General features: G+C 37.6%; 11 protein-coding genes. 1 reads left to right on the top strand and 10 read right to left on the bottom strand.

Translation table 11 applies throughout. The features are described 5' to 3' along the window. Positions 1–20 precede the first annotated feature (20 nt). The 5 genes from RCG19_RS15345 to RCG19_RS15325 all read right to left on the bottom strand — a co-directional run bounded on the left by RCG19_RS15345 (position 21) and on the right by RCG19_RS15325 (position 5,921). Positions 21–1,733, bottom strand: a complete 1,713-nt coding sequence (locus tag RCG19_RS15345) for a sensor histidine kinase (RefSeq protein WP_308107838.1) — start codon at positions 1,731–1,733, stop codon at positions 21–23. Between the two features lie 284 nt (positions 1,734–2,017). Beyond that, a complete protein-coding gene (locus tag RCG19_RS15340; protein ID WP_308107837.1) occupies positions 2,018–3,370 on the bottom strand; it encodes an ABC transporter substrate-binding protein in 1,353 nt (450 codons plus the stop codon). A 54-nt stretch (positions 3,371–3,424) separates the two neighbouring features. Beyond that, on the bottom strand, positions 3,425–4,258 hold the full coding sequence (locus RCG19_RS15335) for a carbohydrate ABC transporter permease (protein WP_166243041.1): 834 nt from the start codon (positions 4,256–4,258) through the stop codon (positions 3,425–3,427). A 29-nt stretch (positions 4,259–4,287) separates the two neighbouring features. Then, positions 4,288–5,235, bottom strand: coding sequence for a carbohydrate ABC transporter permease (locus RCG19_RS15330; RefSeq protein ID WP_207343052.1), 948 nt, complete (start codon positions 5,233–5,235; stop codon positions 4,288–4,290). Positions 5,236–5,249: 14 nt separating this feature from the next. Further along, on the bottom strand, positions 5,250–5,921 hold the full coding sequence (locus tag RCG19_RS15325) for a YesL family protein (protein WP_308107836.1): 672 nt from the start codon (positions 5,919–5,921) through the stop codon (positions 5,250–5,252). A gap of 253 nt (positions 5,922–6,174) precedes the next feature. Here RCG19_RS15325 and RCG19_RS15320 point away from each other — a divergent pair, with 253 nt between their 5' ends. Next, positions 6,175–7,086, top strand: a complete 912-nt coding sequence (locus RCG19_RS15320) for a nuclease-related domain-containing protein (RefSeq protein WP_308107835.1) — start codon at positions 6,175–6,177, stop codon at positions 7,084–7,086. Positions 7,087–7,378: 292 nt separating this feature from the next. Here the strand turns inward: RCG19_RS15320 and RCG19_RS15315 are convergent, their stop codons facing one another. The 5 genes from RCG19_RS15315 to RCG19_RS15295 form a co-directional block, all read right to left on the bottom strand. After that, positions 7,379–8,239, bottom strand: a complete 861-nt coding sequence (locus RCG19_RS15315; RefSeq protein ID WP_308107834.1) for a sugar phosphate isomerase/epimerase family protein — start codon at positions 8,237–8,239, stop codon at positions 7,379–7,381. A gap of 3 nt (positions 8,240–8,242) precedes the next feature. Then, a complete protein-coding gene (locus tag RCG19_RS15310) occupies positions 8,243–9,247 on the bottom strand; it encodes a Gfo/Idh/MocA family protein (RefSeq protein ID WP_308107833.1) in 1,005 nt (334 codons plus the stop codon). A 65-nt stretch (positions 9,248–9,312) separates the two neighbouring features. Next, on the bottom strand, positions 9,313–10,473 hold the full coding sequence (locus RCG19_RS15305) for a Gfo/Idh/MocA family protein (protein ID WP_308107832.1): 1,161 nt from the start codon (positions 10,471–10,473) through the stop codon (positions 9,313–9,315). 2 nt (positions 10,474–10,475) lie between these two features. Then, entirely contained in the window at positions 10,476–11,363 is an 888-nt protein-coding gene (locus RCG19_RS15300) for a sugar phosphate isomerase/epimerase family protein (protein ID WP_308107831.1), read from the bottom strand. Further along, positions 11,364–12,296, bottom strand: coding sequence for an AraC family transcriptional regulator (locus RCG19_RS15295; RefSeq protein WP_308107830.1), 933 nt, complete (start codon positions 12,294–12,296; stop codon positions 11,364–11,366). Between the last annotated feature and the right edge of the window lie 165 nt (positions 12,297–12,461).

Raw genomic sequence — 12,461 nt, 5'->3', positions numbered from 1 at the left:
GCCTTCACCAAAAGTTAATGCTATTCTTTCATAGACATTTGATAGGCCAATACTTGAAAATCCCTCGTTTCGTTCACTTTTAGCTGAAGATTCTCCCCCGGATTACTCAGTCTTTCCTGAATTCTAGTAAGGTGCTCCTTCCGCATCCCTGTTCCATTATCTTCAATCTCAATAGTAAAAGTAGGAGAGATGTAATGTGCTTTAATCAAAATGTGCCCTTCTTGCTCGTTTAACCCGTGAATGATGGCATTTTCTATAATTGGTTGTAATACTAATCGTGGTAATTTAATGTTTGACGTTTCGATGGAAACTTCCATTTTCAATTCAATCTTATGCCGTTTGCGCATATTCATTAAACGAATATAGTCTTTATTGATCGCTAATTCTTCATGAAAAGGGATCATCCCTTTATGTTTATCGATTGTCATTCTTAAAAGCTTTGATAATGAACTAAGCATTCCAGCACTGTCATAATCACCTTTCATCATCACTTTCATGCGAATCGAATTTAATACATTAAACAAAAAGTGAGGATTTATTTGCGCTTGTAACATCGCCAATTCTGCTTGTCGTTTTCTTGTTTCGGTGAGTGTATTCTCCTCGATTACTTTATTAACCTTATCTAACATAAGATTAAAGGAAGTTGAAAGGGTGGCAATTTCATCGTTCCCCTTCGCTTCAGATCGCACTGATAAATCGCCTTTTTGAACTTTTTTTGCTAAGTTTTTTAAATCCACCAGTCGATTTAATATTTTCCGTAAAAGATAGACAAGTAAAATTAAAAATAAAACGTATGCAAGTGCTTGAACGAGAAATACCCGTTTGAAAATCGCATTAATTTTTGAGATCGCATTTTCATAAGGATTAAGCGAGATTAATTTCCATCCTGTAATAGAAAGCTCGCGAGAATTAATCAAATATTTTTCACCGTTTATTGTCATCACATCTGATGTATTGCGGCCTAATTCTTCGGTCACGTCTTTAGTAAGTTTCCAATCAAAATATTGATTCTTTGCAATCAAATTATTTCTTTCATTTAGTAGTATCATGCTATGGCCGGTATTTTCACTATTTAATATATCTATGATTCTATTTTCCATCACTGTCACCACAGCATATCCGTAGACACCTTGAATACTGTCACGTAAAGGTCTTGCAACAGATAATTGAAAAGGATTATTTTTTCTTTCAGATATAATCATGGTTGGCTGGGGGGCAATCCAAATAGACCGATATCCTTTTAGCCTGCTTAAGATTTTAAACCATGGTTCGTTTTTTAACTCGAGCGGATTAAATTCATGGAATGAATAGTTCGTATAAAACTTCCCGTTATTCAGCAGGATTGTCACGTATGCCTTCTGATCTAATAAAGTAATTGTATCTAATTTCTGTTGAACCTTTTGATCATTTATGAATTCATCATATTCGGTTCCACTCTCTAATGCCGAGGAATAACTACTTGGATATTTAAAGATTGTGTTAAGCTCTGTGTCGAGCTGAATAAAATTCAGCGTGTATAACATATCTTCAAATTCCTTTTTCAAATATTCATTTGTTAGTTTTAATTCATTTTGCGCACTACTAATTGCCTGCTCTTTCACAGCATCTTTTGTTAAATAATTGTAGACGGTGAATGTCGTTATGGCAGGAAGGATCAAACAAGTTATCGCAATTAAAAGGACTTTATCACGAAAAGACAGGGACGATACAAAATGTATCACTCGCGTTTTCACTTCCAACCTCCTCGAAAAGCGCAAGCGCCCTGGTCAGCGGCGTATGGCCTGGAGCACTCCAACTGAGATAAAGGAAACACGAAGAGCCGAAGGCGATTCGATGTTGACTTATCGTAGGGCGGAGAGCGAAGGACATTAGCCGCTAGGGCGCTGGAGCTGGACAATTCTCAAAATCAAGATTTCTTTCTTATCTTTTGAAAAAGATTGGGGCCGAAAAAGCGGGTATCGCCCCTGTCCCTATTATATACTCAACTTTAATTGCAAGAAAGTTGAGATTAATCTATTTACTTGTTTTTATCAATTATCTCTTGTACGACTTTCTTAGAGCTTGCAACTGTTTCGTCAAGACTTTGTTTCCCAAGAATTAATTTTTCAAATTCTGTAGAAAGTGCTAGGTCAATTTCCGACTGGTATGGTACTGGTTTTCCTACTTTAGCTGAAATAGTTGTTTGAACAGAGTGTATTAAAGACTCCTTATCAACCTTTTCAGGATTCTGGGCTTCTGCTAGCGTATCATTGATTAATTTGATTACTTGGTCATCTGTGGTTTTTTTCCATGATGAAATATTAATTCCTTGAGCAATTTGCCCTTCCGTTGTGTACCATCTGATAAATTTGTATGCGGCCTCTTTATGTTTCGAGTTAGCTGCAACACCCAAAATATCGGCATCAGCCGCGGAATAGGCACCTTTTTCGTCCACTTTATTTTGTGGGAATGGTGCGACTGCCACATTGAAATCAGCCGGGAAGCGCTCTGATCCTCCAAGTTCCGCAATCATAAAGGTTCCTGTAATAATCATGCTAACCTGCTGCGTAAAGAATTGATCACGATAATTCATTTTTTGTGAAATCATCGAAGAATATGGGACCGCTGACTTGTCTTCCTTCTCCATTTTCACACGCATTGCTAGAGATTCCTTATAAAGCGGGCTGTCGATATTGGAGGTTCCGTCGGTTTTCAAGAAACCGGCATCTTTTTCCTGTGACTGTAATCTTAAGCTCATATAGTTTGCCCATGCACCTTGCCACGGACCATGAAAGTAGGTTCCATACTTTCCGTCTTTCGTCAGTTTTTTAGCATATTCCATGTACTCGTCCCATGTCCAGCTTTTCGGAACTTCAAGTCCTGCCGCATCTAACCGGTCTTTATTTAACAAGACAAACCACGATACATATTTTCCTGGAAGACCGTAATACTTACCATTGATCTTTGTATCAACTTTATATTCATCTTCCATTTTAAAGCCATCTTTTTTAATCATTTCATCTAGTGGTTCCAGCATACCTAAATTTACTCGCTGTGCGTAGTTAGCGGTATTTGTGAACATGACGACATCCATTTCTTCTCCTGAAGCGGCAGCTAAATCAATCTTTTTCAATGCTTCTTGACTATCCTGCTTTTCACTTAATTGAACAACGTCCACTTTGATAGTTGGATTCTTTTCTTCAAAAGCTTTGATTGTTCTATCCCATGCGTAACCATCTTCAGTACCATGTGTATAAAATTTAATTGTGACCGGTTCTTCCGTTTTATCACCCTTTTCGCCTGAACTTGATGTCTTATCAGGCTTGCTGCAGGCAGCGAGGACTCCTAGAACTAAACTAAGGCTTAAAAACAAGAATAGAATTTTTTTCACTTTCCCTACCCCCTACTAGTTATTATTTATTTTTTTGATGCTGTGAATCTGAAATTACCCCTTTACGCCGCCAAGTGCAATCCCCTCAATTACCTGCTTCTGGCCGATAATAAAGACAATAATGAGCGGAAGAATCGATGAAACCGCCGCCGCCATAATCAATGAGTAAAATTCGCCATTTAATGAGGTGAATTTTTGCATGGCTAACTGAATTGTATATAACCCATCAGTACGCAAGAAGATCAACGGATTCTGATAATCATTCCAAGTCCAAATGAACCGTAAGATTCCATAGGTGGCAATTGCCGGTCGGACGATTGGCAGGGCAATGGACCAGAATATTCTAAAATGGCCTGCACCGTCTATTTTTGCGGCATCGATATAATCTGAATGAATCCCCATAAAAAATTGTCGTAACATAAAGGTGCCTAAAACACTAAAGCTTCCCAATAGAATTAATCCAATATGGCTATCAAAAAGTCCCAAATAACGGTATAAAATAAACTGAGGCACTAAAATTGACTGTTGCGGCACCATGAAGGTGGCCAACACAATGATGAACAGGAATTTACCTGCCGGAAAATTCACTTTTGAGAATCCATATGCAGCCATCGCGGATACTGTTACGGAAATAAGTGTCGTAATCACCGTGATTTTAATCGAATTCCAATAATATAATGCAAAAGGATATTTACCTAACCAAACTTCTTTATAGTTTTCGATCCCGTTCCATCTTTTTGGAATCCACTCGATCGGAAATTTAAATACATCTGCCTCTATTTTAAAAGAGGTGGATAGCATCCAAATAAAGGGAAGTAAAAAGGCGATGCTTACAATAAAGGCAATAATCGTAATGATGGTCTTCCGAAGATTAATTTTTTTCTCCATGGATGTCCCTCCTTGTTCATTTCGTCAACCTAATAATTCACCCATTTTTTCTGTCCAACCCACTGCACTAAGGTTATGATCAGCACGAAGAAGAAGAGGACCACCGCAATCGCTGAGGCATAGCCAATTTTTAAATTAACAAACGCACTTTCATACAAATGCCAAACCAACATGGTGGTTGAATTAATTGGTCCGCCCTTGGTTAATACAGCAATTAAATCGAATACTTTAAATGTGCCAATGATTCCTGTGATTAATAGAAAGAAAGTTGTCGGCGATAAAACCGGGAGCATGATATGTTTAAATTTATCCCATGCCCGTGCCCCGTCCATATCTGCTGCTTCGTAAAGTTCTTTTGGAATCGACTGCAAACCGGCTAAATAGATAATCATACTAAATCCGATTGATGCCCAAATCTGAATAACCATAACTGAGATTAACGCAAAATCCGGATCTGCTATCCAGGTTGGCGGATTATCAATGCCAAGTGAAAATAACAATTGATTGATCGGCCCCTCAGTCGGATTAAATAGAACCTGCCAAACTACGGCAATGGCAACAATACTTGAAATATAGGGCATGAAAAAGGCTACTTTGAAATAACTTTTTGCATACACATGTTTATCAATGACGATGGCAATGATTAATGAGAATAACATGGATAATGGAACTGTTAGTAGAAAAAGTAAATTGTTCAACACCGATTTTAGAAACACTTCATTTTCAAATAGAGCTTTAAAATTATCCAATCCCACAAATTTGATTGAGTTAAATCCAACAATAAAATTCCAATCTGCAAAGCTTAATAGAAAAGTTGCCAGGATTGGTAAAAGCGTTAACACACTCACGCCGATCAACATCGGGGAAACAAACAAAATACCTGTCAAACTCTCTCGTTTTTGAATGGCACTTTTCTTTTTCTTTACTTTCACTTCGACGTCTACTTTTTCAAATACAGTTTTTGCTTCAATATTCATATCCCTCACCTCTCCTAATCTATTGTGTTAGTTATTGATGTCCATCGTGGTCTTTCCCTCTTTTGTAGTTTCTCTGCCCGGTCTCCTATTTTTTGAAATAAGCGGAAAGAGAAAAACGACACCATACATGCTAAACCACTTGAAAAAAAGAGATATCCCGCCATCGGAAGGAAGACAAATAAAAATAATAAGGATGCGATAGAAGTAAGCATCATAATAGTATGGAAGGGATACGTTATTCCGATTAGAAACGCCATTTTCAAGGCTGTAAACACCTTCCTGTTTATCTGTAGATAGACTGGGAAGATATAAATCAGCATCACCCCGTATAAACAAGTACTGCCAATGAGAATTCCCTTAGCCATCATTTCCACGGTTCCGGATAAATAGTTCGTAAATTGCCAATCTGTATACAAAATAATTGGTAGGATTAGGAGCACGAGACCCAGTCGGTTTGCCCTTCTAAATTCCTCTTTATATACCTTCTTAAACGCATTGAAAACCCTTACATTTTCACCTGCAAGATACCCTTTCATGACTGTAAACATAGCAACCGTTGCCGGAAATAGCCCAGCTATTATCAATCCTTCAAGAGTAAATAGGATCCATAGGAGATTAAGATAAAGTAATTTAATTACCCAATCACATGCAGCATTTACATTATTTATAAGTCTAGTAGATTCCATCGTTCCTCCCCCATTGGTTTGTATTTTTCATTTGTTCAATGACTATATTAATAATTGTAAGTAAATTTTCAAAATATTCATATAGATTTTTTTTACCCATTCGAAAATATTTTGACATTTTGTAAAATCCTGAAATATATTTTTTTGCTATCATGTTGTTATTTTTTAATAAAATTTAACAAAACTTTCACTTAGAGAGGCCAAAATCACCTATCTTATTTAATAAAATAGACTTGAAGAAAGGATGTGGCATATGGCTTATAAGCCTCGTATTAGATCTAAAGAATATTTAATTTTGAGAGTTTTAAAAATACGAATGACGATGCCGAAAAAGGATATGCAGCGTTATTTCAGACTAAAAAAGGGATATGAAGGAGAGGAAATGTTTGATACATTAACGGAGAAACTCCAATGTGAGTGCTATATTTTGAATGATTTGCTGTTAAAGGTAAACAACATTACATTTCAAGTTGATACATTAATTATTATTTCTTCCAAAGTTTGTTTTTATGAAGTTAAAAATAATGAAGATGATTATTTTTACGATTCCGAAAAAGATATATTATATAAGAAGCCGCAAAAAGAATATAGTAATCCACTAACCCAATTGAATCGCAGCGCATCCCTGCTCCGTCAATTACTCCAGAATATTGGGTATAACTCTCCTATCGAGGCACAGGTCGTTTTTATCAATCCTAAATTCACCTTATACCAAGCCCCCATGGACAAACCATTTATTTTTCCAACACAAGTAGAAAATTATTTGAAGAAATTAGATTCGACACCATCGCAATTAAACGGTAGACATAAAATGCTAGCAGATAAGTTGATTTCCCTTCATATAGAAAAAAATCCTTATACAACGCTACCCTCATATACATATGGGCAATTGCGAAAGGGGATGACTTGTGAAGTGTGCGACTCGTTTTCGATATCCGTTCAGGGGAAGAAATGTGTGTGCGGTGATTGTGGGCATGAAGAGTTGGTGGAAGCTGCAGTTTTGCGGAGTGTGAGGGAAATAAAACTGCTTTTTCCTGATTTGAAGATTACAACGAGTCTTGTTCATGAATGGTGCGGGGTGGTAGATTCTGAAAGGAGAATTAGAAGAATTCTTGGGGAAAACTTTAAAATTTTTGGCAACCGACGATGGGTCTTTTACGAGTGAAAGTGGTACTTTCCTATATCAGTATTTGAAAGGTGCTTCTATCGGACATTTCTTCCGGAATTCTTGAAGTTTTGTCCTTTAGAGGCATTCTATCGGACATTTCTCTCTGGATTCTCTGAGTTTTGTCCTTTAGAACCCATCTATCGGGCATTTCTCTCTGGATTCTCTGAGTTTTGTCCTTTAGAATCCATCTATCGGGCATTTCTTCCGGGATTCTTGAAGTTTTGCATTTTTTGTTTTCTTCAAATGAGAAAAAGCAGCTGCACATACAGCTGCTTTCCCCTATTACCTATTAAAACCAATCACCAAAACCTAATTCTCTTAAGTGCTTTGCAGAGATTTCAAGACACTCAAACGGATCACGGCCATAGGTATCATCTTGTTCAACTAAGAAATACTGTGCGCCGCTTTCAAGTCCAGCCTCTACAATTGCTTTGATATTTAGATTACCCTCTCCAAGCTCTGCAAATTCAATTGTATTCGTAAAGATATCAAAGAATTTAGCCATATCTTTAAAGTCAACGTTACTTAAATCCATCTGACCAATTCGATAATCTTTTAAGTGCAATAATGAAATTCGGCCTGCATATTGCTTAACAAACTCGACAGGATTTTCACCTGCTCGTTGAATCCAGTGAACATCCAGTTCAAAGCCAAGCTTAGATGTGTTATTTTTAATGAGATCCAAGAGGTAGACACCATCGTATTTTTGGAATTCGAGGTGATGGGTATGGTAGTATAATTCGATTCCGTGATCAGCTAATTTATGTGCCATTGCTTCTGCTTTTTCAATAAATTCCATAATTTTATCTTTATGCCCCATACATGTTAATGGAAGCATCCCGATCCGTAAAAAGTTACAATCCAGCGCTTTACAATCACTCACAATTTTATCAAAATCACTTGTTAAGGTCTCACCAGGAGCACCTGGAAGCATTGGTTCTAAAGCAGCTGACATGGCAGCAATTTTAATATCGAAGTCTACACTCGCTCTTCTTAATTCAGCAACATTTTCTGGAGTCATAGGAATTTGCGAAACTTCTACCGCATGATAGCCAAGCTCGCTAACTTTTTTCATGGTTTCATAGGCACCTAGTTCTTCCACTTTGCCCTTTAGCATCATCATTTGCACGCCAATTTTACCTTTTTCCATTGTTTATCCCTCCATTTTGACGGTTTGTTTTAATTCTGAAGACTTGCGAATAGCATCAATCATTTGAATCGCCACAAGTGCATCTTTGGCAAGAACATAGTTGTTAGTATCTTCTACAATACATTGATGGAATAAGTGAATTAATTTTGCATGGCTTGCCCCATAATAAAATTTAGTTCCAGGGAGCTTGGCATCCTCTACTAATTCTTCCTTTTTCCCATCTTCATTTACCCTAGTTAAAATACTATCTTTAATCGTAAATTTCCCTTTTTCAAAAATGACTTGAAGTTCTACACTGGAATTCACGGCATTTGCATTCGTAGCAAAAAATAAACCTGTGGCACCGTTCGCAAATTGAATACGTGCTGTTGCTGTATCCTCTACCTCAATTCCGTAATCTAGAAGCTGATCCACATTTCCGCGGATTGACTCCATTTTCCCTCCAAGTAATTGCATCAAATCCATCGTATGAAGCGCCTGATTGATCATTACGCCGCCGCCGGCATATTTCATTTGTCCGCGCCATGGCTTACGATCATAATAGGATTTAGGCCGATACCATGCAACAAGCCCCTTAATCCCCACGATCCTGCCATACTCGCCGCTCACAACGATCTCTTGAAGCATTTCAAACGACTCATTGTATCTGTTTTGAAAACAAACACAAATTTTTATATCCGGATGTTTTTGCTCAAGCTCTACTAGCTCAAGCGCTTCTTCCGTATTCAGGCCAAGCGGTTTTTCAAGAAATACGTGAACACCTTTTTCGACACATGCCTTTGTCACTGGATTGTGCAGATAATGTGGCAGGCAGATATGAACAACATCTAATGCTTCTGATTCCAACATTTCTTGATAATCGGTATAAAAGCGTGCTTCAGGGGCAATTTTTCTAGCACCTTCATCTATATCACAAACCGCGGTCAATTCAACATTCGGATTTGCTTTTATCGCCGGCAGATGTATGTTAGATATATCCCCTAGCCCAATTAACGCTACTTTTAGCATAAGCATTTCCCCTTTTTGAAACGAACTCAAAGCTTTAGCAGCAATGAGTTCGTTTCGTGTGGTGATTACTTTCTAACCGGATATTTACCTTCTTCAGCAATTCTTTTATTTAATTCTTCTAGGAACAAATCTTCATCAAATGGTACATCAATTTCTTTTCCTAACCAGCTTGACAGGTGCATGGCATTTGCAAGTCTAACACCATTAATACCGTCGCTGCCTGGAGCTAGTAATGGTGTACCATTTACAATCGCGGAAGCAAAGTCTTCTAATACAGCAATGTGCTGACCGCCCCAAACACTTTCAAATTCAATTACTTCCTCAGTGAAAATATCACCTTGACCGCCACCCATGAAAATACTCATAACATCTTGCATGCTCATGGTTGCGCTCATTTCATTTTCAGGCTTATTTAGGCGTTTGATCGTAATTTTCTTACTATCATCAACCACAATTTTTCCTTTATCGCCATGGATTTCTAAACGGTCTGTCCCTACTACATCGTGTGTCTTAGTTACAAATACACCAGTAGCACCATTTCCATAATCAAAAACGGCAGTTACATCGTCTTCAACCACAATATCTCTTTGATAGCCAAAGTTTAATTTTGCATAAACCTTTTTCGGCATACCGCAAATCCATTGAAGCAAGTCAATTTGGTGTGGTGCTTGGTTTACAAGGACACCGCCGCCTTCCCCGCCCCAAGTTGCTCTCCATTCACTTTGATTGTAGTACCCTTGAGGTCTCCACCAAGTAGTAATAATCCAGTTGGTGCTGCGAATGTTGCCAATTTCACCATTATCAATAAGTTCTTTTACTTTTTTATAAAGCGGATTTGTCCGTTGGTTAAAGAAGATGGCAAACTTAAGTTTAGGCTTTGTTGCTGCAAAATCGTTTAACTCTTTCACTTGTTTTGTATAAACACCAGCTGGTTTTTCCACTAACGCATGAAGGTTACGTTTTAATGCTTCAATTCCCATTTCTGGATGGAGGTAATGTGGAACAGTTGTAACGACCGCATCTACGTCACCACTTTCAAGCATATCGATATAATTATCGTAGAAAGGAACACCAGGATACTTTTCTTCTGCAACCTGTTTTTTAGCAGGATCATTATCACAGATTGCACCAATCACCATGTTTTGCACTTTACCTTCAGCGATAAAATTAGCGTACATACCACCTTCTGCACCTAATCCAATAATCCCTAATCTTACATCTGCCATAATTAATTTCCCTCGCTTTCCATTTTGTTGAGAATGTCTAATAAGGCTTCATATTGAAGCTTGTAACCGCCGGCACCGTCTAGCCCTTTGTTGTCCTTAATAATTTCGGATGCATCTTCTAGCTCTAAGTCCTTTAAAGAATCAAAGATGACAAGATGTGGCTCAAGCGTTAAAAATCCCTTATAGCCGCTCTTCATAAACTGGGCTAACAATTCTGGTATTTTTCCTTCGCCAGTTCCACAGACAACATTTTGGCTATCCGCTGTTACAGCATCCTTAATGTGTATATAAACAATCTCATCTCTTAAGAGATCGTAACACTCCTGTGTATCTTCTCCGCACTGTACGAAATTAGCAAAGTCAAAAATCCCTTTAAAATAAGGAGATCCTACTTCCGTTAAAATCTCATGACAGCGTCTCGCGATATCACCAAAAATATCTTTTTCATTTTCATGCAGCAATATCACATTGTACTTTGCTGCAATGGCAGCGTATTCCTTAAGCTTACCTACCACTTCACTACGATATTGATCTGCATCCTCACCTTTAGGAATATAGAAGCTGAAGATTCGTATATATTGGCAATCAAGCAAATTGCTAATTTGGCAAAGCGTGTCCAACATCAGCTTTTGCTTTGCAAATCCTTCTTCATCATTGATAAATACTTTCCCAATCGGTGAACCGATTGAAGAAACTTGAATACCATATTTTTGCAACCTTGGCTGTACATTTTCTTTTATTTCTTCAACTGTAAAGTCGCCGATGTTTTTCCCATCAATGCCCCGTAATGAGAGATAACGCATGCCAAGGTTTGAAACAACCTCAAGTTGTGTCTCAAAATCAGACGAGATTTCATCTGAAAAGCCGGAAATCCATAAATCCTGATTCATTTATAGCGAATCCTCCTTTGTTCCCGATGTATCGGCTATTCGTTTATTTTTGCGGTAACGAGAGGGCGTAACCCCTACCTTTTCCTTAAAATAACGGCTGAAATGGGCAAGACTTTCAAATCCAGCTGCACTTGAAACTTCAGCAAGAGTGAGGTCAGGCTCCATTTCTAATAAAAACTTGACCTGATTAAGCCTGCAGCCCATCACATATTCCATCACAGTAAAACCAGTAATCTCTTTAAAAACATGTGAAGTATAATATTTACTTAAATTTAGTTCAGTCGAAATCCGATCCAAATTCATTTTTTCAGCAAAATGGTCTTTTATCCATGAGGCAATGGCCTCGGCATGGACTTCTTTTTCTGTTTTTTTATTCGAAACATGTGCTAATTCTTCTTGACTCATTTTATATATTTTTACGAGTAGTTGAACTAATTCCAGCTTTACTTCGGCCTCTAACAGCCTATTATTTGTGCCTGTCTGGAGCATTTCTTCATTCATCCAGGCCAAAAGTCCTACGATTTTCTTTATCTGTTGGTCAATATATTGGCCAGATTCATTGTAGCCCGTTCGTAGTAGATAATTATTGAGCTTCTTAAATGGATCCAACAAATTAGGAATCCCTAGAACTGCTGCAATTTCTGCCATCCATGTGGGTGAAAAATGAAGCATACTTCTTGTATAGGTACTTTCTATTTTCGGATTCGGTTTATGCAGTGTCATGCCATCCAATAGAATGATATCACCAGGCTCCAGTTCATAAATCCGATTACTAATTAAATACTTACAATCACCACCACAAAAGAAATAAATTTCATATTCATGATGGGAATGATACTGAAAGGAATAGGAATGCACACCTTGAACTCTGTAAGCTGCAGTGATCCATTTATTCATCATACTTTGATTATTTATAGCTGCTTCCAAATCCATAGCACTCATACCTTTCTAAGTAAGCGGTATCAATTTACATTTTTATTTTAGACCTAAATGACTTAAAAATCATTCTCTCGAAATGCTTAATTTATTTCTTTATTTGACTGGTATTGCTTTTTGCGCTGAAACCTTAGTCAATAATAAAGAAAAAGAGACAAAACA

This window comes from Neobacillus sp. OS1-2, assembly GCF_030915505.1.
Lineage (GTDB): Bacteria > Bacillota > Bacilli > Bacillales > Cytobacillaceae > Neobacillus.
The sequence above is the reverse complement of the archived record's forward strand: the minus strand, read 5'-3'. Positions and strand labels throughout refer to the sequence as shown.